General features: G+C 66.8%; 14 protein-coding genes. 4 read left to right on the top strand and 10 right to left on the bottom strand.

Annotated elements, in window-relative coordinates:
* The first annotated feature begins 1 nt into the window (after position 1).
* The 4 genes from C3K08_RS15905 to C3K08_RS15890 all read left to right on the top strand — a co-directional run bounded on the left by C3K08_RS15905 (position 2) and on the right by C3K08_RS15890 (position 5045).
* Positions 2 to 943: a YafY family protein gene (locus tag C3K08_RS15905; RefSeq protein ID WP_104992439.1), complete on the top strand. Its 942-nt coding sequence runs from the start codon at positions 2 to 4 to the stop codon at positions 941 to 943.
* Between the two features lie 47 nt (positions 944 to 990).
* On the top strand, positions 991 to 2376 hold the full coding sequence (locus tag C3K08_RS18650; RefSeq protein ID WP_234009283.1) for a DUF4357 domain-containing protein: 1386 nt from the start codon (positions 991 to 993) through the stop codon (positions 2374 to 2376).
* A gap of 69 nt (positions 2377 to 2445) precedes the next feature.
* Positions 2446 to 3762: an McrB family protein gene (locus C3K08_RS15895; RefSeq protein ID WP_199777069.1), complete on the top strand. Its 1317-nt coding sequence runs from the start codon at positions 2446 to 2448 to the stop codon at positions 3760 to 3762.
* Positions 3759 to 5045, top strand: a complete 1287-nt coding sequence (locus C3K08_RS15890; RefSeq protein WP_104992438.1) for an McrC family protein — start codon at positions 3759 to 3761, stop codon at positions 5043 to 5045. The genes C3K08_RS15895 and C3K08_RS15890 overlap by 4 nt, the downstream gene beginning before the upstream one ends.
* 45 nt (positions 5046 to 5090) lie before the next feature.
* On the opposite strand, the gene brxL is transcribed toward C3K08_RS15890, so the two are convergent.
* The 10 genes from brxL to brxC all read right to left on the bottom strand — a co-directional run bounded on the left by brxL (position 5091) and on the right by brxC (position 23253).
* Complete coding sequence (gene brxL, locus C3K08_RS15885) at positions 5091 to 7136, bottom strand: BREX system Lon protease-like protein BrxL (RefSeq protein WP_104992437.1); 2046 nt, start codon at positions 7134 to 7136, stop codon at positions 5091 to 5093.
* Positions 7133 to 9400 carry a BREX-1 system phosphatase PglZ type B gene (pglZ, locus tag C3K08_RS15880; RefSeq protein WP_104992436.1) on the bottom strand — a complete coding sequence of 756 codons (2268 nt, stop codon included), beginning with the start codon at positions 9398 to 9400 and terminating at the stop codon, positions 7133 to 7135. Before pglZ ends, brxL begins: the two co-directional genes overlap by 4 nt.
* A 69-nt stretch (positions 9401 to 9469) precedes the next feature.
* Positions 9470 to 10261 carry a type I restriction enzyme HsdR N-terminal domain-containing protein gene (locus C3K08_RS15875; RefSeq protein ID WP_104992435.1) on the bottom strand — a complete coding sequence of 264 codons (792 nt, stop codon included), beginning with the start codon at positions 10259 to 10261 and terminating at the stop codon, positions 9470 to 9472.
* Positions 10262 to 10308: 47 nt separating this feature from the next.
* The gene (locus tag C3K08_RS15870) at positions 10309 to 10983 is read right to left on the bottom strand and encodes a hypothetical protein (protein ID WP_104992434.1); all 675 of its coding nucleotides are present in this window, start codon (positions 10981 to 10983) and stop codon (positions 10309 to 10311) included.
* A gap of 279 nt (positions 10984 to 11262) precedes the next feature.
* A protein-coding gene (locus tag C3K08_RS15865) for an IS3 family transposase (protein ID WP_104992223.1) occupies positions 11263 to 12428 on the bottom strand; the annotation gives its coding sequence in 2 pieces (ribosomal slippage) (positions 11263 to 12158 and positions 12158 to 12428; 1167 coding nt in all).
* Positions 12429 to 12461: 33 nt separating this feature from the next.
* Complete coding sequence (locus C3K08_RS15860; protein ID WP_158680029.1) at positions 12462 to 13832, bottom strand: DarT ssDNA thymidine ADP-ribosyltransferase family protein; 1371 nt, start codon at positions 13830 to 13832, stop codon at positions 12462 to 12464.
* A 64-nt stretch (positions 13833 to 13896) separates the two neighbouring features.
* Positions 13897 to 14538 (bottom strand): HNH endonuclease, encoded by a 642-nt coding sequence (locus C3K08_RS15855; RefSeq protein ID WP_104992432.1) that lies wholly within the window; start codon positions 14536 to 14538, stop codon positions 13897 to 13899.
* Positions 14538 to 17759 carry an N-6 DNA methylase gene (locus C3K08_RS18100; RefSeq protein ID WP_158680027.1) on the bottom strand — a complete coding sequence of 1074 codons (3222 nt, stop codon included), beginning with the start codon at positions 17757 to 17759 and terminating at the stop codon, positions 14538 to 14540. The genes C3K08_RS15855 and C3K08_RS18100 overlap by 1 nt, the downstream gene beginning before the upstream one ends.
* 10 nt (positions 17760 to 17769) lie before the next feature.
* Complete coding sequence (locus C3K08_RS15845; protein WP_104992430.1) at positions 17770 to 19791, bottom strand: UvrD-helicase domain-containing protein; 2022 nt, start codon at positions 19789 to 19791, stop codon at positions 17770 to 17772.
* A gap of 39 nt (positions 19792 to 19830) precedes the next feature.
* Entirely contained in the window at positions 19831 to 23253 is a 3423-nt protein-coding gene (brxC, locus tag C3K08_RS15840) for a BREX system P-loop protein BrxC (protein WP_104992429.1), read from the bottom strand.
* Positions 23254 to 23278: the final 25 nt, after the last annotated feature.

The following is a 23278-nucleotide window of genomic DNA, read 5'->3' as shown; positions in this document are numbered from 1 at the left end:
CGTGACCGCGACCACCAAGACCGAGCGCATCCTTGACCTGCTCGACGCCCTGGGTGAAGGCGAGTGCAGCGCCCGTGATCTGGTGCGCCGACTGGGCCTGCCGGAGAACCAACTGCGCAGCGTGCAGCGGGACCTGCGAACCCTGATCGACCGGGGCCTGCTGGAGGTGTCGCCCGCGGGCCGGTATCGCCGACCTGTCCGCGTGACCAGCCTCAACCCGGTGGAGGCCCTGGCGGTGTACTCGGCGACGCGGATGCTCTACCACCACGCCGCGGAGTACAACGAGCATTACCTGCGGGCGATGGAAAAGCTCTCACGCCAACTCCCCGAACGCGCCCGCCGGGTGGCCACCCTCGCCAGTGAGGCGTACCGGGCCAAGCCCAACGCGGCGGGTTCCCGCACCTTCGAGCTGGCCGCCCAGGCCTGGCTGGAGGGCCGGGTGCTGCGCTTCGCGTACCACTCGCCTCAGCGGGTAACCCCGGTCGAGCTCGCGATCTACTTCATCGAGCTCAGTCCCCAGAACCGTCAGGCCTACGCGATCGGGGTCAACCGCCTGAGGGAAGGCGGGCGGCCCTTCGTGTACCGGCTCTCCCGGATGCGGGACGCCACGCTGCTGGCCGACGAATGCGAAATCCCGGAAGATTTCCATCCGCTGAAGTTTCTGTCGAATGCCTGGGGCATCATGCCGGGAGAGCCGGTGCGGGTCGAACTCTTCTTCTCTCCGCAGGTACGCGAGCGAATAGGGGAGACCCACCTCGGGGAGAACGCGGAAGTCCGGGTGTTGGCCAGCGGCCATACCCGCGTGGTCCTGACGGTGGGCGGGTGGAAGGAGCTGATTCCCTGGGTGCTGGGCTGGGGCGGCGAGGTGGAAGTGCTCGAGCCCAGGGAACTGGTGGAAGCCGTGGCCCAGGCCCACCGGGCGGGAGCGGCTGTGTATGACTGAAGGTGCACGGCCCTGGGGCCGTGGTGCGGAACGGGAGGGGGCACACGGTGATTGAACAAGGGCAGACTCTTCGTCCAGAAGCAGGGGGGCCATTCCCCTTTGAGCGGTTCGCGGCGGACGCCCGCCAGTGGGGGGAGCAGCACGACGTCAGGACCGTCAATGCCCTGCTGGATGACCGGTACGGCCCTGTGCTTCTGGACGCGTTGTTGCAGGCTGGGGCAGGCCAGCCTCTGCGGCCAAGTCGGGACCGGTCCTTCACCGGAAAGCGCGATACGGCGGTTCGCATTCCCTTCAACCTGGGCACCCACGAATTCTGGGGCGGGGCCAAGTTGCACCATCAGGAACACAACGCCGATGGCGTGCCGAGGGGGCTGTCCTTCACGCTGGGTCTGCCCCACGGCAACGGTCCAGAAATGGCCCGGCAGGGCTTTCAGGATGAGGCGGCGTTTGCCGCTTACCTGGAGGCGCTCTTCGCTCCACTCCCTCTGACACAGCCACCACTGCTGGAAAGCCACGGATCACTCGGGCGGCAAACGCCCCTGATTCCGGCGCGCCGGGCGGAGGTGGAGGACAAGCTGCGCCGCTACCGGAATGCCTGGGGTCAGTCCAGAAAACTGCAGGTCTACGTGATCCTGACGCCAGAGGAACTGGAGAGCGGCGCATTCCTGGAACTTTTGCAGGCAGCGGTGGCCTGGTGCGCCGGGCTGATCGCCGCTTTGCAGCGGGTCACCGCGGTTGGGGCAGCGAATCTGGACACTGCCCCTCTGGCTCAGGACAGGGACACGTACGAATTGACATTCGAGAACGTGCGGGCGCTTGGTGCGAGGGTGGGGGAGACCTTTGTGGTCCGGGCAGGGAGCACCGCCCGGGCGCAGGTGGCTCCCTCGTTCGAGACGCACCATTACGCAAAGCTGCGGGCCTCGCTCATCGAGGAAGGTCGCCTCACGCTGCAGCCCGGCGGGGAAGCGCTGGTCTTCCAGCAGGACGTCCCGTTCGATTCGGCCAGTGCGGCGGCGGCCGTCATTGTGGGCCGGGCGGCCAATGGCCTGAAGGAATGGAAGGAACCGGGGACGAACCGCACCCTCCGGGATTCACTGGCCGGTGTGCTGCCCAGTGAATGGCTGCAGGCGCCCACCTTCGAGTGGATCCCGTTCTTCGAAGCGCTCGCTGGGCGCCTGCTGGACTTTGAGTCGGCAGAGGGGCAGGTGGAGTTGCTGCGTGTCCTGCGAACCGCGGGGGTCAACATCAACCACGACCAGGGGGAGGCGTTGTCGGTCGTTGATCCCTTTACCTTCTTCTCGCTGGTGCTCAAGTCGAAGTCGGATGCCCGAATTCAGGGGTTTTTCGAGGTGATCGCCCGGGAGCTGAACATCCAGGAGGCTGTCCCCCGCACCTTCGTCGGTGTGCCCTGGAGTGATCCACGGAGTGCCTAGTTCTTCGGCTACCGTTCACTGCGCCAGCCGACCGACCTGCCGACCCTGTGGGCTCTGGCCCGGCAGGCGGTGGCCGGAGAGCTGCAGCCGGAGACCTTCGCTGCCGCTCTGGTGATCTACATGGTGGGCGTACCCCGGCTGACCCAGGGACTGTTCTGGCTCAGTCCCTGGCGCAACCTTCCTCTCAATGGTGTGAACGTCCCGTACCTGACGTCATTGGGCATCACTGGGGCCGACCGCATCGAAAGCCTGGCCGATTATCAAGCGGTCCTGGAGCAGGCCGCGAGCCTGGAACAGACATTCCCCGAGCTGTCCGCAGCCGCCTGGGTCCACGCGCAGGCTGTCCCCACGACCATTCGGCCGGTGGGTGACGGGCATCAGCCCGAGGTGCTGTTCACGCCGCCTGCGGACGTGCCGCTCAATCAGATTCTGTACGGTCCGCCCGGGACCGGAAAGACGTATGCGGTGACCGAGGAGGTGCTGCGCATCCTCGCGCCCGCCTTTCTGGCCGCCCACGGTGAGCCCCATCAGCGGGAGGCGCTGAAGGCGGAATACGGCCGTTTGGTGGACACCGGAGCGGTGACGTTCGTGACGTTCCACCAGGGCTTTACCTATGAAGACTTTATCGAGGGCCTCAAGCCCCGGGTGGAGAATGGCCAAGTCGTCTTTCGTGAGGAAACCGGCATCTTTCTGGACGCTGTGCGCCGCGCCGGCGGCCGGGTGAGGGAGGAAGACCCCGAGCTGTTGCCGCGGGCCCACGTCCTGGTCATCGACGAGATCAACCGGGGCAACGTGGCCAAGATCTTCGGGGAACTGCTGACCCTGCTGGAAGACACCAAGCGGGCGGGGGCCAGCGACGCCCTGAGCGTCCGGTTACCGGTGAGCCGCTTCGAGCTGACCGTGCCGCCGAGCCTCTACATCATCGGCACCATGAACACGGCCGACCGCAGCCTCACGCCACTGGACGCGGCCTTGCGGCGTCGGTTTACCTTCAAGGCCGTCTGGCCCGACGCGGCACTGCTGCCGGAGCGCCTCGGTGTGGCCGGGGGACAGCTGAACCTGCGCCGCTTCCTGGAGGTGCTCAACGACCGGCTCGAGGAGCGCCTGACGCGGGACCAGCTCATCGGCCACGCCTACCTGCTGAACCTTCCCGCGCGGCTCGACGCGGTGGCCGGGGCGCTGAGAAACAGGATTCTGCCGCTGCTCGAGGAATACTTCTTCGAGGACTGGCCGAGCATCCGGGAAGTGCTGGGCGACGACCGCAAGACTGACCCGGCCGACCAGTTCATCCACGTCATCGGGGAGGGCGAGCGGCGCCGTTACCGCTACAACGAGGAGGCCCTGACCCGCCTGAGCGCCTTTACCGGCGTCTATGACCCGGCATGAGCCACGTCGTCGCCCGTGAACATGACCTGGTGGTGCGGGAGTCCGGTGCTCCCGTCTGTCTGCCGGGCGCAGCGTTCGATGCCCTGCTCGAGGTGGTGGAAGATCCCGAACTGAACCCGGTGGCGGTCCCGGTGCTTCACCGCGGCCAGCTGGCCGTGAAGCTCACGCAGTGGGTGGGGGCCGTGCAGTTGCCGGACGGCACCGTGCTGGAGATCCTGCCGAAAACCCATGCCCGGGGAGACGACGTGGGGGCCAGCCGCGACCTCCTGCTGCGGATGCTGGCCGCGGTGGACGCCCGGTTCCGGGTGGCGCCCCCCACGGCCCTCGACCCGGCCCGGATGCCACTGTTCGAGGTCTTCCTGAGCTTTGCCCTGGAAGGGTTCAGGGCCGGTGTGGGGCGGGGCGTTCCGCACCGCTACGCCCCCGTGCGGGAGGAACGCTCCTCCTTCAAAGGCCGCCTCGACGCCACGCGGCAGGTGCGGCAGCCCCTGCACCGGGCCCACCTGCTGCACGTCGAGTATGACGAGTACCTCCCGGACCGCCCGGAGACCCGGCTGGTGAGGCTGAGCGTGGAGCGGATCGCCCGGTTGACGGGTCGCCAGGACACCCGGCGTCTGGCCCAGGCCCTCGCGCACGTGCTGGAGGGTGTGCCCGCGAGCGGGGATCCCAGACGCGACGAGCGGGCGTGGTCCCTGGAGCGCGGGTACCGCCACTTCGAGGCCCTGCGGGGGTACTGCCGCCTGATCCTGCACGAGCTCAATCCTGTGGTCCGGGGCCAGGCTACGACGTCGTTCGCCGTGCTGTTCGATATGAACGTGCTCTACGAGCGGTACGTGGCGTTCCTGCTGCGGCAGAAGTATCCGGGCTGGACCATCGACACGCAGCGCCGGGGCGAGGCGCTGGCCACCTCCGGCGGAGACAAGGCCTTTCCTGTGCGGCCCGACCTGTACGTCAAAACCACAGGGGGCGAGGTCATCGTGGCGGATACGAAGTGGAAACGTCTTGACCCCACCGCAGCTCCTGCCTATGGGATCAGCAACGCTGACGCCTACCAGTTGTTGGCCTACAGCGAGGTGTTTCAGGGGCGGGATGGTCGCCGGGATGTGGTCCTGCTGTATCCGGAGCTGCCGGGGCTGCCGCGGCGGTTCGGCCCCTTGACCCTGCCCAGTGGGAGTGCCCTGCACGTCCAGACGGTGCCCCTGCACGACCTGCCCGCGTTTATGCGTGAATTCGAGCTGGCAGGACACGTGGAAGCGCCCGACCCGGGAAGAGGATCCCCTTGATGGTCGGGCGCTGGCCTGAAGGCCCTCCGCCCGTTGGGCCCTGGGCTACTCCACCAGCGCCTTGAGCAGGGCGTCCCGCGCGTCGGTGTAATACAGCAGGGTCAGCCGGGCGGCCACGTCGTCGGAGAGGTCGTTGAGTTGCTTGCGGGCACTGATGGGGACCAACAGCGCGGCGGCCTGTTTCTCGGCGGCCAGCTCGGCCAGGTCGACGGCGTTGTACACGGGGTCGAGGCCGCCCCCCAGATTGAGATGCCCCGCCACGATCAGGCCGCCGCGCAGGGAGCGCCCCAGCAGCACGCTGCACAGCGCGAGCAGGGCCGGGAGACCCAGGCTGCTGCCACTGCGGGCCGAGTCAAAGGCGCGGAGTTGCACGGAGTATTCGTGCTGCCGGGGGTCACGTTCCCCCACCAGGAAGCGGGCCTGGGCGTAGAGGTTTTGCTCGGCGAAGCGGATGCTCTCCTGAAAGGGCCGCGGCACCGGGTTGTTCAGCACGCGCACGCCGCTTCCTGGCCCCTCCGTCACGTCGATGCGGTAGAGCCCCGCATGTTCGTCCAGGCCCCCGGTCCCCAGGGCCCACACCTGTCCGGGCGGCAGGGGATCGGTCCCGATGGCGTCGTCACTTTGCAACTCCGGCGTGGTCACGAAGCGCTCCACTCCCTCCTCGCCAAGCTGGTAGCTGAAGTGCGTGTTGCGGAACTCTGCGCTGCCGATGCGCTTTTGCTGTTCCTTGACCCGGCGGCGGACCTCCAGCGCGAGGCGCACCGCCCACTCCAGATCGGCGTCCTCGATCTCCGCTGCCTCGTCGGGCGAGACGAGCTTCAGCAGGCCACTGACGGTGCGCCCCACAGCGGTGGTGTCGCGGCCACTCAGCGCTCCGCCCAGCCGGACGCGGTGAGCAACCCCATGCCAGCGGCCCTGAAAGCGCAGCTGATGCCAGCATTCGGCCAGGAAGTCGCTGACCAGCCCGAAGTGACCGGTGAACAGCCCGGCGTGCAGTTTCGGCACGTCCCAGCCGGGCAGGTAGGCGTGGATGCGGTCCATCAGGGCGGTGTCGTCGCGCATCTCCGGGGGCATCGGGCCGAAGAGGTGCCCGGTGCGCTGCTGATGCGTGACGTCCACATCGAAGTTCCCGACCATCACCACGCCGCCGTCGGCGCGGATGCTCTCGCGGCCCCGCGAGAACTCTCCGCTTTCCATGTACCCCTTCATGATGTTGACGCCGTCCTTCTGGTCGAACGACACGCCAGACACCTCGTCAAAGCAGACGACGTCGTACTGGGTGACGAGGCCGCGCTGCCCGGTCGAATTGTTCACGAACATGCGGGCCACACTGGCCTTGCCCCCCGACACGAGGTGGGCATACGGCGATACCTGCTGGTAGAGGTGCGATTTGCCGGTGCCGCGTGGTCCAAGTTCGACCGCGTTGTAGTTGCGCTCCACGAAGGGCACCATCCGCAACAGCAGCACGTCCCTGGCCCGCTCGCTCAGGGCCTCCGGCTCAAAGCCCACGCTGCGCAGCAGCAAAGCCTTCCACTGCTCGCTGGTGAAGGCCGCCCGGCCCTGTGCCAATTCGGTGAGGGCCGAGCGTTTGGAGAGCTGAATGGGCCGCAGGGACGCCACGCCGAAAGGCCGTCCGCTTTTCTCGGCGGCGATGACGGCGTCGTATTCCAGCTCCACCTCGGCGTAGAAGCCCCCGGTGAGCATCCGCTCGTGCTCCTGCACCAGTTCCGGCGTGATCCGCACGTCGCGCAGCTGCAGGCTGGGCAGCTCAGCGAGGTAGGCGTCGGTCTTCGCGTCCAGCCGGGCAGTCACCAGGTCGATGAGCTTGACGCTGCCCCGCTCGCGGGCACGGGCCTTGAACAGTTCCTGGGTGCCCGCCCGGACGGTGCGCTCGTTCATCAGCCGCTGCACCACGTCCAGCCCTTCCCGGATCTCCTCCTCGTCGGTGCTGGCGCAGTACCGGCCCAGCAGGAACTCGCCGACATAGGTGGGCACCGGGTACTGGCCCTTGAACTGTCCCGCGAGGTCCTTGCGCACGAGGTACCCCTCGAAGACAGAAGCGGCCAGCCGGTCGATGATGTCCAGATTCATGCGTTTTCCCCCACGGTGACCGCCTGCTGCCGCAGGACTGCGCCACCCGCGTCCAGCACGACCAGCGTCACCTCCAGACCATCGAGCTCATCCCCCTCCACCAGCAGGGAGGCCAGTCCCCCGTCCCCCACCGGCTTCGGCCCGGTGAGGATGCTGCTGGCCGGATCGGTGGCCCGGCGGCGCAGGTCGAGGGTCAGCCCCGTGCCCCCCGCGACCTCGACCCGCAGGCGGTTGCCCCGCCAACGCCACTCCAGAATCTCTACAGCAGGAGAAGGGGCCGCGCTGCCCTTCACGGTCAGGACCGGAACCACGCTCTCCTGGAGGCTCAGGCCGCCGTGGGCGTACACCTCGCCTGCCTCGAAGGCGTGGACGCCAGGGGCCAGGGTGACCTCCACCGACGCGTCCCACGTCCAGGGCAGGGTCGGGTAACCGCTCGCGTTCCCCTCTTTCAGCACGGCGCAGCGGCCCTTGCGAAAGAGGGTCAGGGAGGCCGGGAGGTCCAATTTGGGCAACTCGCCGGGCAGCAGCAGCCAGCCGTGGTCGGTAACCACCCGCACTTCGCGGTAGCCCGCGGCCAGGAGGGCCTGCACCCGCCGGGCGATCCGGGTGAGCTCGCCGTCCAGGTGGTGGGCCAACCGCTCGCCGCGGGCGTGGCCGAGCCGGTCCAGGTCGCCCGCTTCCGTCCAGGCCGCGCCCGCCGGGTTTCCCGTCGTGTCCGGGGCGAGGGGGAGAAAGCCCCGCGTCTCCAGCAGTTGCCGCAGCACCTGGGCGCTGACCGCGCGGGCCAGGTACCCCAGGGTCAGGCGCTCCGGGTTCAGGGGGTCGATTCCCCCCCCGTGGGGGGCCACCGCCGGCTTGGCGGTCGGGGTCACCGTGGGCAGCGCCGCGAACTGCCAGTCCAGGGTCGCCCCGGACAGGCGCTCCTGCAACCGCGCGGCCACGTCGTAGCGCAGGCCATCCACGAACACCACCGCCAGTCCGGGCGCGGCCGTCCACCCCCCTGACCGGGGTTGGAGGAGCGTGCGGTTCCCCGTTCCCACCTCGGCCTGCACTGCCGCCATGAAGGCCGCGTTCACCCGTTCCAGCCAGCCGAGGTACGGTCCGCGCAACACCTGTCCCACCAGCGTCAGATGGTCGTCCCGGTCCACCGCCGCCAGGGTGTCCAGCACCGCGAGGTCGGTCCCGTACCCGCCCTCCGCATAGGCGGCGGCCAGCTCGGCGGCGCTCTGCCCCGTCAGCGGCCGGGCGGCGTGCTCGACCAGCTGCGTCAGGGGCGCCAGTGCGCCTGCCAGCGGCGAGCGCCCCAACTCGGTCCAGACGAATCCCCGGCGTGCCCCGTGCGCGTCCTCCAGCGCCTGCACGCCCACCGCGACCTCCGGCCCCGGGCGGCCCACCAGTGCCCGGAGCCCCTCTTCCAGGGCGCGTTCTGCGGCGTCATTGACTCCTGGCCAGACCTCGGCAGCGGCCAGTGTCCACCCGGCGCTCGCCGGCGGCCCGACTCCCTCCAGCGCGGCCACCACGCCCGGAAAGCGGCCCGGAGCGGCGGCAAACCGTGTCCATACTGCACTCCAACTGCCCTGCCGCCCCGCGAGGTGGGCGGCCACACTCAGCCGCCCCTCGGCCAGGGACAGGTCGTACTCGCCCAACACGGCGCTGTTCAAGGCATCCGGCACCTCTGCGCCCGGCGTGTTCAGCCACTCCAGCACGTCCCCCGCGAGGTCGGGGAAGGCGAGAGACTGCACGTTGCGGGCCGTCAGGGGGACCCGTGCCCGCAGCGTGTCCAGCGGCGTCGTCAGCAGGAGGCTCAGGTGCGCCGCCAGTGCGGACCGCGCTCCCGGCGCCACTTCCAACCCCAGCCCGTGCGTGGTGTTCCCCAGGAACGACGCCACCGTCCAGGCCTTGCCGTTCGGGTGGGAGAACACGGCTCCCCGGTACTGCAACTCCACCAACGGTTGCAGGTGAGGAGGCGCCGACTCGCTGCGAAGATCGTCCCGGCGCACGCCGGGCAGATAGATCACCGGGGGCGTGGTCCAGTCCTCCGTGTCCAGCACGGTCCGCAGCCAGATGGCCGGGCCACACTGCCTGTCAGGGTCGTAGGTGCCCAGTTCCAGCAGGGGCCGCCGCCCCCGCAGGGCCGCCGCGGCCTCCTGCCATTCCCCTTCCGGATCAGGCCACAGCAGGCACGCGGGCGGGGCCACCTCTCCCCGGTGGTACTCGCCCGCGTGCCGCAGGGCGTTCTCCAGGGCGGAAAGCAGGGTCGTCATCGGGGGACAGGATAGCGGGACGCCCCGAGGGGGCGGCCGGCAGATGTGACTCCCCCTGCCCCAACCTTCCTAGCGCCCCTGTGCGACTGCGCGGCGATAGTCCACGACGGCTGCTCGGCCGATCAGCCGGTAAAGGTCGGCAAAATTCTCCCGCAGGGCATTGCGGTGGCTGTTGTAAACCTCAACGTCGGCCTCAATGGGACTGCGGTACAGGAACACACGCAGGTCATCCCCATTGGTCAACAGGTAATAGGGCGAGTGCAGGAACATGGCGTAACTGCGGGCCTGCGCCACATGGTCGGTCAGGCGTTTGCCTGTGCGCTTGGCCTCCACGACCAGCAAGACGTTGCCCACCTCCCTCCTGTCTCCGTCAAACAGCACGAAATCCGCCTCCGCCCGGGTCTTCCGAACACCCACCACAATGTCCACGGGGAAGCCGTCTGCGCGGTCCTGCTCGTGGTACCCGAGCCGCTCGAGCAGGGGAAGAATGAACCGGATTTCGACCTCGCGTTCGCTGGCAAACGTCTTGGTCTGCACGTCTTCGAACCACGCGTCCTGTGAAATGTCTGGCACGGGGGGACGAAGTTCTTCAACGGGATGGACCGGGAGACTCGGGTCGACCAGGGAGAGGGTGACCCAGGCCTCCCGGTCACAGGTGGCCAGGTCCGGCGCCACGAGGATCCCAGCCCGGTTCAGCCCCTCGGTGATGCGGGTCAGTCGGTCGGCCGACCGGACCTTGAAGCCAAACTCCCGGAGCAGGGTCTTGAGCAGGATGCGGCGGGATTTTCGGGGCGTCGCCTCCAGAGCGCCCCGAATCTTCTCAATGGCCTCATGCAGCTCGCCGTTGTGCGGGTCGGTCATGTGCTGGGCAGTCTAGTGCGCTGCCAGCGGGTCTTGGGGCGACCCTCTCAGAAGAGTGAGGGTTGTCGCGTCGGCCGGGCCACTGGTCCGAGGGCCTCCAGATAAGCCTCCCGACTTCCCAGCGCTGCCCTCCACACTCCTGCCTCCTGCATGCCCAGGCACATCGCCGCGCAGCGGGCCTGACACGCTGCCGACTTCTGCGGATTGAAGGCAATGTCAGTAAAGCCCTGATACCCGCCCAGTGCCTCCAGCAACCCCGGGTGCTGTGCCAGCGCCTGAAGGTACAGCCAGTCGTAAAACGCCGTGGTGGGCTGCGCGGGCCACCGTTCTCCGAAGTGGTCGAAGCCCGCGATGTCACTGCGGCCCTTCACGCGCTCATCGAGCTTGGCGTCGCGGCTGCTCGCGCGATACAGATCCGGGAAGTGGTCGCCGTTTTTAAAGACCTTGCTGCCCTGGTAGGCCGATTCCACCGAGAGCCGCGTGCCGTCCGGGGCGGTGAAGGTCAAGTTGAAGGCGCTGAGTTTGATGCCCAGGGGATTTTCGCCCTTCGAGGAGATTTCCAGCAGCGGTGCCAGTCCTTCTGCACCAGCAGAAGCGTGGAGTTCGGCGATGGATTTCTGCGCCTGCGAGCGGGCCATGCCCGCGTGCCATTTAAAGGAGATGGATTTCTCCCGGACGAAGGGGGGCGCAGGGGCGGGGAGAAAGACCGGACGCTGGGCCATGCTTAGAAAAGTACCCGGTTGCGCCAGTGTTCGTGGTCATGTCGACCCCAGAAGTAGGTGTCATCGGTTTTGATGGGGATGATATGTCCCTCGCAGTCGTAGGAGGGCGGCTCATCGGGCTCAGAGTTGAAATGGATTTCGTCAATGTAGGTCGGGTGAATGGGTTCGAAAACCAGCACCTCGGCCTGTGGATTGGTTGTGTAGTGTGGGGGGAGACGGAGGCGGTTTCGCAACGCGGCATCATCAAACTGGGCCTGCCTCGGTTTTGCGTACTTTCGGTTACGCCGCTACGGGTTCCCTGATCCGCTCGAATTCTACCGGGCTTCGGTAGCCCAGGAACGAGTGCCGCCGTTGCCGGTTGTAGAACATCTCCACGTACTCGAACACCTGTGATCGCCCCTCCTGGCGCGTGTGGAACACGTGGTCCAACAACAGCTCTCGCTTCAGGGTCGAGAAAAAGCTCTCCACGACGGCGTTATCGAAACAATCCCCTTTCTTGCCCATGCTCGCTAGGGCGCCCTGGGCCTCCAGGGCGCCTCGGTAAGCGGAACTCGTGTATTGGCTGCCCCTATCGCTATGGTGGATCAGTCCCGGCGGCGGTCGCCGCCGGTCCAAGGCCATCTTGAGTGCCGAGAGCGGCAGGTCCGTGGTGAGCCGTTCCCCCATCGACCAGCCCACCACCAGCCGGGAGTGCAGGTCCAGCACGACGGCCAGATACAACCAGCCCTCTTTTGTGGGCAGGTACGACATGTCGCTGACCCACACCGTGTTCGGTGCGGTGACCTCGAAGTTGCGGCGCACCAGGTCCTCGGCGGGTGGGTGAGCCGGGTCCGCCTGGGTGGTGGCTTTGTACCTTTTGCGGACCTTGCCCCGCAGGCCCGCCTCACGCATGAGGCGGGCCACCCGACGACGCGAGCACGCCGTCCCAGCAGCTCGCAACTCGGCGTGAACCCGGGGGACGCCGTAGCGGCCCTTGCTCCTGATATGGATGCGCTCAATCTCGTCCTTCAGCTCGGCATCCTTGGTTTTCCTCGTGCTGATCGGCCTTCCTCGCCAAGTGAAGTACCCGCTCTTGGTCACGCCGAGCATGCGGCACATCACGTCGAGACGAAACTCGTCCCGGTGCCCTTCGATGAACTCGAAGGCCGTCATTGTTCCCGGGCGAAGAAGGCCACGGCTTTTTTCAGGACATCACGCTCCTGACGTGCAATGTCCAACTCCCGTTGCAACCGCTTGATTTCGGCCTGCTCAGGGGTCAGGACCTGCTTCCCGTGCCCGGGAAAGGCCGCCCCTCCCTGCCCTGCGAACTCACGCATCCAGCGGTGCAGGGCCGAGTCGCTGATCCCCAGGCCCTGCGCGACCTGGAGCACGCTCCGGTCCGGCTCTTTGGCGAGCCGGACGGCCTCCTGCTTGAACTCTTTGCTGTACCTCTTTCGCTCTCCCACACCCCACCTCGCTTGAATTGTCGAGGCGTTTCCTCAGGTACGCAAAACCGCGGTACTTCCAAACATACGCTCGAAGGCCGCGACTGTTTTCAATTCGTCCTCCGGCCGGGTCCAGACATCGCTCGACGCAGCGTTGACCTCCACAAAGCCACAATCTCGCTCCCAAAGCAGACAGGGGTCGAGCAAGAGGACGGCCCAACCGCCGCCCTTGCGCAGGCGGTAGTCATAAAACATCTTGTAGTTGGGATAGCTCACGGACAGGCAGATGGCGTGCGGCCGCTTATCTCTGCGCCAGTCATCGTTCCAGACGCAACCATCATTCCCCAGGGTCGCGCGGCTCCAGAGGCCACGCTCCCGAATTCCAGGCAGATTCTCGACGCGCGTGAAGTGCATGAGGTGCTTGATGCCCCGTTCCTCCACGATGCGGCGAATCGCAGCCTCACGCTGTCCCACCGCTTCGACCTGGTCAGTGGGCTGGACCAGTTGTTCTGCGCTGGTCGCGCGGTGACTCTCTTGTGCCGGGGCGAGCTGAGCGGCCCTCTGCTCCGACTCGGCGCGGATTTGTTCTGCCAGGGCGGCGGTCCGTTGTTCGTGACGTTGCGCTTCTGCCAGCTGCCGCTGACGCTCTCGGATCCCCGCTTCAAGTTGCGCCTGAGCACGCTGACGCTCCTTTGCTTCCTTGGCCTGACGCTGGGCCTCTACTTCTGAAGCTGTGTACGGAATCTGTAGCTTCTGCCTGACCCAGGCTGTATTGATGCTCCCCCGGCCACCTATCCAGTCCACCAGCAGCTGCTTCTGATACATCTGGGCCACTCCGGAATCCGCGCAGACTTCGACGCGAACGGGCAAGTAGGTGGCTGCTTTGAGGACAGCAACAAGGCCATCACGCTCGGCGGGCGTCCGGAACTCCAGAGGAGCACCACACAGCAGTTCCGAACCCAGCCAGATCCGGACACATGTTGCCGGGGCCTGCAGCAATTTGCCCTTTGCGGAGTAAGCAGGGGCGGTACCCCAGCCCACCGTCCCCGGTGAGGGGATACCGGACGGCATCGAATGGCTCGCTTTAACAGACACCGCCTCTTCCGCCTGCAGGGTTGACCTCGGTGGCTGTCGAGGGTGAGGTGTCCGTGGCCCTTCTGCGGCTGATCGCTGGTAGGCGGCAGGCAGCCTGGCCTGACAGGCTGCAACCTGTGGTGCCAACACGCCGTTTCCTCGTAGCCACTCCGCCACATGGGTCGGATCGAAGGCCCGGGCTGAGGCGTAGCTTTTGACCGCCGTCACGTCGGCACTCAGAGCTTCCCGCAGGGCTTGCAACACCTGGTCTTTCTGAACGTCATTCTCCAACTCATAGGCCGTGCCGAAGAGCCGCTCGCTGCCGCTGCTAAACGCGTATCTCACGCTCACGGTTCACCTCATCAAGAGTGGCGGGATCGTCTGACTCGCCCGTCATGCCGGACCAGCGCCCGCGTCACTGACCACTTTCCTGGTCCAGGGACGACAGCAACAGGACACGTGCAAACGCCAGGGCCCGCGCTGGATGCAGGAAGGAATTGAACGCGATTCTGCCCAGCGCCTCTCGGCTCAGTTGCCCGGAGCCGACCAGGCGTAGGAATCGCAGCCATTCCCCGTAAAAGAAGAGGTGAGACTTTCCTGGGTAGCGGCGCTGCAGCAAGTAGGCGCGGTATTCCTCCAGGGTGCGGTCCCCCTTGCCGTCCCCGGCAGGGTTGTTGCAACTGCGGCAACTCACCACCAAGTTGCTGGAGGCGTAGCTCTCGGGCAGGTCGCGGGCGCGGGGCGTCTGGTGCTCCAGTTCGGCACTGTCCTCCAGGCCGCTGCGGGTCGTGTTCAGGGTGCGCCCGCAATACCAGCACCTCCCACCCTGCTCTCGGATGAGGTGATGACGATTCGAGCCGAGGTAGAGCTGCACAAGGTGCGGATGCTGATCGACGTAGGTTTGCGCGGCCAGGCGCGACCCTTTCTCCGGAGCCAGCGCATAGGAGATATGCCGCTCATCGAGTTCTGGGCGTAACTCCGCCGTCCAGTTCAGATACTGGGGACCGGGCGCGTAGCTCTCCGTCTCGACGAGCAGGGCGTACCATCTGCGCTCCATCACGCCGTCACACCGCCTTGAGTTCGCGCCGCCTCTTCCTTCTCCCGCAGCGTGAAGTGCAGGTCATTGTGGCGCTCGTTGCTCTGGTGCTTTTCCAGGTCGGTCTGGGGGTCGCGGCCATGCACCTTCTGGAAGTCCACCTTGCCGGGATCGCTGCCCCGGTCCTTGCCCCACTTCACGTTGACCCGTGCCCGGAGAATCCCCGCTTCCACAAAGGGGCGGATGTTCAGGCGCACGCCGTCGCCCAGGTCAGGGTTCCAGCCGCGCGGTTGCTCGCCCAGGTCCTTCCAGCGCACGTAGATGTCGTAGGGCGGTTCGCCCAGCAAAATCGCTTCCAGCTTCTGCTGAAGCTCCAGCGCCGCCGCCAGCCGCAGCTCGGCGCCCCTGTCGTCGCTGCCCCGCTGGCGGTCAATCCACGCGCCCAGGTACGTGTAGGTCAGCTTTTCCAGCCGCGCCCGGTCCAGCGTGTGGTAGTTGACGATGGCCGAGAAGCCGTCCTTGCGCCCGTCCCAGATGTGCCACAGAAACGGGCGGTGGTGAAAGAGTTTGGCGTGCTGCTCGAAGAACTTGTCGCGCAGCCACGTTTCCAGCGAGTCCGCGCCCACGCCCGACAGCAACTCGCGCAGCTTCTCCGGTGTCCAGTCCGGCCCGTACACGCCCGCCAGCACGTCCAGCAGCCGCTCGTGCGCCGCCTTCTCGCCCGAGAGCGCGGGCAGGGGCACGATGCCGTCGGTGTCGGGTGTGATGCCGTCTTCCACCTGTTCCGGCCAGGCGTAGCCCAGGAGCCGCGCCATCGCTACCTGCAAAGGCTCGGTCGTGTCCGTCACCGTGCCTCGGAAGAGCCACTGCGTGGGGTCGTTGCTGTACGGCTCCGGCAGGCCGTCCGGGTACTTCTCTGCGGCTACTTGCTGCCAATAAGGGAGGTCAAAGGGGACTTTTTCTATGTAGCGAGGCTCCACATCTAGCTTGTTATTAATTGTTCGCATTGCAACTTTGAAGCTGTCGGAGGACAGGAAGCACCATAATGGAATTAAGTGACTCGGATGTTTTGGCCTCACTATACCAACATCGCCTGAAAATTTATCACCCGTGTAGAGAGTGGCGTAGAGGTTTGCCATTCTATTAATGGCAATGCCGGGACTGCCCCAAAATGGCTTGCCACGTCGCCAACTCTGCACTGCATGGTTCAGGTGCTTTAGGCTGTAAGCCAACTGAGCCAGCTTGCCCCTCTCGCCCTCCCACAGGATTATCGTACTACGTCCTGAATATTCATAATCGCCCTCGCAAGTCTCTTGCAGAGGCTCCCAACCACCTCCTACGGTTTTAAGCTCCCAAAAATACCTCTCAAATTCATTTGATGCTCCAGTTGATAGGCCCCGAAGAGAGTCTGCATAGTCTCCTATCAGGGTTTTGATCTCTGTCTGAACACTACTAATTACATCCCCACTGTTTTTGACCTTTTTAAGATCAATTTCAGATAGGGGTTCAATTAACAGAGCTGACGCTTTGTCTTGTTGGGCGAAATCCTCAACATCAATTAGGAACGCCTTTTCTGAGATTCCTGTATTGCCAATACATATCACAACATTTTTCCTAATAGAAGTTTCAAATGAGTTACCCCCCAAAACGGCGATTAAATTCAAGTCGTAGTGTTTAAGAAGCTCTTTTCTAAATTCCCTGTCCTTAGTTTGAAAAAACCAGTCATTTGGTATTACAGTAGCTACAGATCCGTGAGGCTTTACCATACTTGTCGCACGAAGCATCATAGCCAGAGAAAGATCTGTTCTGGCAGATGAATAAAAGTTGGAAATATAGTCTCTTAAGAACTCTGTCTGTTTCAATTGGCCCAGAAAAGGCACATTTGTTACGACAAGGTCATAACTTTCCATCAGCAATTCTGATGCTTTGGTAATGCCCTGCACGTTCTCGCCGTAGATGGCGGCAGCGGGGTCTTGGGCCTGCTCACGCTCCAGCAGTGTGCCGATCAGGTCGGGCAGACCGTCCAGCGCCTGATCCCCGAAGATGCCGAGGCGCTGCCGGATACCTGCCGCCGGGTTGATGAGGCTGCCCAGGTCGGGCGCGTCCCGGAACTCGTCGTGCAGCACCCGGAAGACGTTGCGGGCGGTGTCGTCCGGCGCGAAGGGCAACCAGTCCTCCACGCTGGCGCCGATGCTCAGGCCCGAGCAGGCGATATTCAAAGGCGGGAGCTTGCGGTAACCGCCCGATTTCCACGCCTCCAGCGTGAGGTTGAAAGCGGCAAGCTGCGTGCAGCGTGGGTCCAGTTCCAGGCCGTACAGGTTGTCGCGCAGCACGGCGTCGGCGGCTTCCCGCTCGCTCAGACCCTCCTCCAGCATCCTGAGCCGCTTGAGCAGCGCGAACGCGGCCACCAGGAAATGCCCGGAGCCGCAGCAGGGGTCGAGCACCTTCAGTTCTCGGACGGTGGCGGGCCAGCCGGGGAAGGTTCCGGCGGCGGGACTGCCATCCTCGTTGACCCGCAGGTAACTCTTGTCGGTGGGCAGCGCTTCTTCCGGGTGCCGTGCCGTCCACCACGCGCCAACCGTGTTGTGCAGCATGAACTGCACCATGTAGTGCTCGGTAAAGAGCTGCGTGACCGGGGAGATGTCCGCCCCGCCGATCTTGCGCCCGGAGGCGTTGACCTGCTGTTTGCGGGCGGTCTGCCAGAACTGGTAGACCCAGCCGAGAGCATCGTCGGCGGTGAACGCGGGTTTCGGGATGCCCTCAATCAGGGCTTCCAGGCGGTGGCGGTGTTCCGGGGCAAACCGCACCCGCAGCAGGGGGTCGTGCGGGCGGAAGATGCCCGGCAGCATGTGCGCGGCGTAGCGGGCAGCGGTGGCGTAAGCGTCGGCATCGCCTTCCTCCTGGGCCAGTTCCGCGAGGTCGTCCATGTTCACGCTCGCCCCGGCCTCCGGGTGCATGAGCAGGTCAGAGGCTTCCAGAAAGCGGGCAAACAGCATCGCGTGCCACTGCTCGTAGGCGCACTCGCGCACCAGCGCCTCGCGGCTGCCGAGTTGCTTCTGCTTGGCGAGCAGGGCCTTGCGCAGCTTGCGTTCGTCTTCGGTGAGGTGGGCCAGGTTTCCGCCCCCGCTGTTGTCCACCAGCAAGCGGGAGAGGGCGGCTTCAGCGGCGGTTTCGGCGGTGTCGCGGGCGGCGATGACCTGTTTTTCCAGCGTCTTGCGGAGGGGGGTTTCCAGGGCGGGCATGGGCTTCCTTTCAGGCCTGGGCGGTGTCCCAGTTCTCGTCTTGCAGGTCGTACAGCAGTTCGCTTTCCTCGCCGGGCCGGGTGAACACCGCGAGGTGCCGCATGGCGCGGGAGCAGCCCACGTAGAACAGGCGGCGGTCCTTGAGCTGTTCCTCGGTCTGCTCCTCGCTGGGCAGTTCCGAGACGTCGCGGGGCAGCACGCCGTCGGTGACGTTCCACAGGGCGACGATGGGGAACTCCAGCCCCTTGCTGGTGTACAGGCTCAGGACCTTGATGCAGTCGGCGTCCAGCCGCAGGTCACTGCTGCTCATGTAATTGGCCTTCAACTTGCGGGCCTTGAGTTGGCGGGCCAGGGCCACGCCTTCTTCATAGGCCTGTTTCTGGTGTCCAGCCACCAGAATGGCGGCGTTGCGCTGCGGCTCCCGGCTCTCGCGGGCCGCTTCACGCAGGTACTCGATCAGGGCGTCAAGCTGCGTGTCGGCGGGGGCGTGGATCACGCGGGGGCGCGGGCCGCTGCTCAGGCCCTCCTCCAGGGCCGCCTCGCTGTCTTCCAGGCTCAGGGCCTCGCGCACGTCGCCCAGCGCCCGGACAATCTGCGCGGTGTTGCGGTAGTTGCGCTTCAGGGCGTGGGTTTCCGCCTGCGGCCAGCCCCCACGCAGCGCGTCCCAGGAAAAGCTGCTCTCGTACAGCGTCTGGTTGGCGTCGGCGGTGATGTACAGCCCACCGGGGGTCCTGACCATCCGGGCGAGCATCCGCAGCGTGATGGGGCTGAGGTCCTGCGCCTCATCCACGATCAGGTAATCCAGCGTGGGCTGAAGGCGTCCGTCCTCCAGCGCGTGCAGGGTGCGCTGGCGCAGGGTGGCCCAGGTCAGGGCCTTGGCCCCTGCCACCCGTTCCCGGAAGCGCCCGTACAGCGCCCAGATCAACTTGCGGTTGGCGGCGGACATGGGCGACCTGCGGCCCAGGCGGGGCGAGGCGAGGTACTCCGCCTCACTGGACAGGCCGTTGACCTCGATCACGTCGAAAATCTCGCTGAGAAGATAGCGGGTGCTGTACTTGCGCAGTTGCGGCGGCCTGGGGTCCAGCACCTCATCAAAGAGGGCCGCGGTCAAGGCGTCATCCGGTCCCAGCAGGGTGCCCAGCGCTTCGACCTGGCTCAGCGCCCGGAAGGCGAGGCTGTCCACCGTCTCCACTCCAACCTGCGTGTGGTCCTCGGGCAGCAGCACCTCGAGTTGCTCGCGGCTGGCCTTCGTCAGCGCCTTCGTGTAGGTGGTGTACGCGATGCGGGCGTCCGGATACCGCTCCGCGAGCAGCTTGGCGCGGTACAGGGCCACCGTGCTCTTGCCGCTGCCCGGCCCGCCCTTGACCACGATGGGGGCGCGGGCATCTTCCAGGTGCAGGGCGCTCAGGCGGCGCTGGTGCTCGTCAAGGCGCAGCAGCCGGGTGGTGAGTTTGCCTTCCGCGAGGTCTTCCAGGTCGGTGGGGCGGCCCAGCACGTACTGCGGTTGGGCGAGGCGTTCTTGCCACTTGCGCGAGTACAGCAGGTCCACGACGCGGCTGAACACCCGGTACTCCACCGGAGCCTCCAGCAGGTCGTCCTCGGTGCAGCAGGCCGTCAGGATGACCTGGGCTTGGGCCGGAATGCGCCAGGAGGTAAGCAGTTCGGCGGTCAACGGGTGAGGCAGCGGCGCAGACTCGCCCGGACGCACGGCCGGCGTGACCTGCACGTCCGGGACGAGCTTCAGGGTGTCCTCGTCCGGAATGCCCAGCTTGCGGTACACGTCCTTGCGCGGCAGGACGCTGAAAAAGGTCTGCCCGTGTGGGTCGACCTTGTACAGCACCCGGTAGTCGTCGATCTTCAGCCGCCACGCGTCGATCTCCTCAAGTTTCTTCGTGTCCAGCTCGCGCCGGGCGTTGGTCGGGTCTTCCTTGAGGGTCCGGATGGCCTTCTGGACCCGTTTGTGCACACGCGGCGGCAGGGCCGCCTGCTCACTCTCGAAGGTGGGCGTGACGAACTGTTCAACGGTGGGCATGAATCAACCTCGGCACCGTCCATGAAAGCGCCGGCGTTGTCACACAATCACCACAACGTCGCCGGCCTGAACGGCCCCCAGCAGTTCTTCCCGCAGCCTCCCGAGGTACGTCTCCACGTCCGCGGCGGTCTTGAGGGTGGCCTGCCGGGGGCGCACGGTGCGGGCCTGCGGCTCCAGGCTTTTCAGGAACTCTTCGCGCAGTCGCCCGAACCGGGTTGGCAGCGCCTCGGTGAGGGCCTGCCATTCCCCCAGGCCGCGCCGGTCCAGCGCGTCCACGATCTCAGTGATGCCCGAGGGCCGCTCCTGGGGCGGGGCCTCCAGGCCAACCCGACCACGCCACCTCGCCTGCTCGGCCTCCGGCAGAGCCTGCCATTCGGCCATGCCCTCCAGCGCCGCGGCCTCCCGCGCGTACGTTGCCCCGTACCCATCCAGCACGGCACCCAGGTCGGCCCGCAGGCCGTTCATGACCTCGCTCGCCAGCGGCACCACCGGGTCGGGTTCGGCCAGCAGCATTCGCCCTTCCCGAATGGCTTCGGCCTGCGCCGCCAGCTGCGGGTCGCGGTTGTGCCGCAGCAGTCGGCCCAGCTTCTGCCAGTGGTCACGCCGGCGGGCAATCAGGTCGGCGCGGGCGTCGGCCTCCGAGCGCAGCGCCCTGAGGGCCTCGCGCGCCTCGTACAGCCCCAGCAGCAGCTCGTTGCCGCCCAGGTGCTCCAAGGCGTGCAGCGGGGCGCGGCTCAGCGGCTCGGGGAGGGGAGGCTCGCCGCCCGACGCGCCCACCTTCTCCGCCAGCCGCGAGAGGTACGCTGCCGCCTGCGCCGCTTCCTGCCCGGTCTGGGGGCTGAGGCCCGCGTCCTGGTACAGCCCCCGCACCCCGATAAGCTGCACCTTGGTCAGCGTCACGCTCTCCGGGCGGAACTCGGACGCCGTGAGCTTCTGGGCGTCGAGCTGTTTGGCCTCCACCGGCGAGCCGTTGTGCAGCGCCCGGAGGTGCCCCGTCAGCGTGAGCAGCACCAGCGCCGTGTCCACCGCGTCCTGCGGCCAGCCATAGGGGGGAGCCATGAAGGTCTTGCGCAGGTCGCTGCCCTTCTTGCCCGCCCCGATCTCCGACAAGATCGCCCGCAGCACCGGGTGACTGGCCGGTTCCGCCGCGTGTCCCACGCTTTCCAGCGCCGCCTGATTGCCCTGCTTGGCCTGCCGCAGCGCCGTGTCCCAGCGGGCATGATCTCCGGCGGCAAACTGGGGGTAGAGGCGCACGGCCGACGCCGCCAGCGCCGCCTGCACGCCGCTTCTCAGGCCGCCTTCCACCTCCTGCCCTCCGCCCTGAAACACGCGGGCCCGGTCCACGCTCAGCGCGATCAGGCGTTCGGCGTCGGCCTGCGCGGTGCCCATGCGGGTCTGCATCGCGCCCTGCGCCTCCCGGGCTTCCGGCGCCGTGGGGTTGGGCCGCGAGGCCAGCACGTCCTTGGCCGCCAGCCACCCTGCCAGGGCCGTTCTCAGTGCCTCACGCTCCGGTTCCGGCAGGAACACAAAGACGGTGGGCGACGCATTGCCGGCGGCGAGGGCGTCTGCCTGCACGCTCGCGGCGGTGTCGCTCCACCCATCGCGGATCCACACGGGCAGGTGGGCTGTCCCCGCCGGGGGCGCGGCGTAGAACAGCTCGGCTTTGCGGGTGGTCTTGCTGGCTCCCTGGTTCACGCTCAGGGTGCCCCTCAGGGCGCTCTCCACGGCCTTGCGCAGCAGGGCGCCCCGCTCCTGCACCTGCCGGACCTCGTCTCCCCGCAGGCGGTTGTACGCGCTGCGGAACGCCCCTTCCCACTCGGCGCCCTCGCGCGTCTGGAGGCGGTACTCGTCCCCGGTCTGCATGACCTGCCCGCCCTCCACCAGCCCGCGCAGCACCTCCGGAAGCCGGGCGCGCAGCGCCGCACTTCCGGCTCCCAGGTCCTCGACGAGCAGGTCGGCCAGGGTCGCCTCGGTGGACCGGAGGCCCAGGCGCGGGTCTAAGCGCGAGAGCACGTAGATGAGCTGCGCGGCCCGCTGGCGCAGCCTTCCGTCGGGCGTGCCGTCGTTCAGGCGCTCGATCAGGGTGTGGGTGTCGCCCAGCAGCACTCCCGAACTCAGCAGGCTGGGAGCCAGCGCCGGATACACGAAGTCCGCGCCCACCACGTGCCCCAGCGGGAGGGGCGCGACCTCCCGGCTGGCCTCGTGCGCGATGCGGAGCTGGCTGCGCAGCTGCCCGCTGCTGCCTGCCCGGTCGCTGGCCCGCAGGAACTCGTCCCACAGGCGGCGGCGGGTGGGCAAGACCGGGTAGTCGGCGGCCAACACCGCCCGGTCCTCCTCGCGGGGGGCCAGGCGGCTGCCCAGGAGGTGGCGGTTGAGTTCACCGCTGCTCCGCTCCAGCACCCGCTCCACCTCCGGGAGGTACCGCGAGTCCTTGCGGAGGATCACCTGCCGCACCACGTGGTCCACGTCCGCGCTGCTCAGTTCGATGGGCTGCGGAAAGCGGGCCTTGATGCGCTCGAGCTGCGGGGTCGCGCCCATCGCCGACTGCCCGGTGCCCACCAGCAGCAGCTTGCCGCCGAACCGCTTGCTGACCGTCTCGGTGAGCTGCTGGACCTCCATCGCCCGGCTGACGCTGTCCCCAATAAACTGCTGCACCTCGTCGAGCACGACCAGCGTGCAGGGCAGCTTCCCCGGCTTGCGGCTGACCAGCGCCAGCACGTCTTCGGTCACCCGCAGCAGTTCCTCGTCGCTGAGGTCCGTCGGCCTGGGAAACTGCTCGCGCAGCAGCGCCCGCACCTCGGCGTCGCTCGCGAAGCCGGGCAGGTGTGCGTGGATGGCGGCCGAGAGCGGCACGGACATGTACAGGTTGTCCAGGGCAAAGCGCCAGCTCTCCCCAGCAGCTTCCACCGCTTCCCGCACGCCCCCCAGCACGCCCTTTTCCCGCAGCCACATCACCAGTCGGGCCTGCTGGAAGGCCGGGGGCAGTCCCGCGGCCCGGAACAGGATGGTCGCGAAGGCGAGCCGCACGGCCCCGTCCGCTCCGGCCCCCAGCGTGCCCGAGGCGGACCACAGGCCACCCTCACGGCGCCCTGCGGTGTCCAGCTCCCGCAGGGCGTCGGCCACCTCCTGGGGCAGATGCACCAGCGAACGGGCTGTACTGCCGTCGGGCAACCGGGTGTCGGCCCACAGGTGCTCAAGCACCCGCACGAAATGCGACTTGCCCGAGCCGTAAAAGCCGCTGACCCACCATGACGGCTGATCGGACTCGTCCACGCGGGCGAGGTAAGCCGTCAGCAGCCGGCTCAGGCCACGGGCGTACTGCCCCTCGCACACGAAGCTCTGCAGCTCCCAGTGCAAGGTGGCCCATTCGGCGTCGCTGGCGGGGGTATCCAGGCGGGTGACGCCGCTGTTGGGAATGTTGAACTTGAGGGGATCGCGGGCGAAGACGTCAGCATTCAGCACGGGGGAAGCTCCTTGAGGGGTCGGG

Origin of the sequence: Deinococcus sp. NW-56 (assembly GCF_002953415.1) — a bacterium.
Lineage (GTDB): Bacteria > Deinococcota > Deinococci > Deinococcales > Deinococcaceae > Deinococcus.
This window is presented reverse-complemented; position numbering and strand designations above follow the sequence as displayed.

Excerpts from the sequence above, each read along its gene's own strand:
- C3K08_RS15890 (WP_104992438.1), top strand. The coding sequence starts at position 3,759 with ATGAGCCACGTCGTCGCCCGTGAACATGACCTGGTGGTGCGGGAGTCC.
- brxL (WP_104992437.1), bottom strand. The coding sequence starts at position 7,136 with ATGAATCTGGACATCATCGACCGGCTGGCCGCTTCTGTCTTCGAGGGG.
- pglZ (WP_104992436.1), bottom strand. The coding sequence starts at position 9,400 with ATGACGACCCTGCTTTCCGCCCTGGAGAACGCCCTGCGGCACGCGGGC.
- C3K08_RS15875 (WP_104992435.1), bottom strand. The coding sequence starts at position 10,261 with ATGACCGACCCGCACAACGGCGAGCTGCATGAGGCCATTGAGAAGATT.
- C3K08_RS15870 (WP_104992434.1), bottom strand. The coding sequence starts at position 10,983 with ATGGCCCAGCGTCCGGTCTTTCTCCCCGCCCCTGCGCCCCCCTTCGTC.
- C3K08_RS15855 (WP_104992432.1), bottom strand. The coding sequence starts at position 14,538 with ATGGAGCGCAGATGGTACGCCCTGCTCGTCGAGACGGAGAGCTACGCG.
- C3K08_RS18100 (WP_158680027.1), bottom strand. The coding sequence starts at position 17,759 with ATGCCCGCCCTGGAAACCCCCCTCCGCAAGACGCTGGAAAAACAGGTC.
- C3K08_RS15845 (WP_104992430.1), bottom strand. The coding sequence starts at position 19,791 with ATGCCCACCGTTGAACAGTTCGTCACGCCCACCTTCGAGAGTGAGCAG.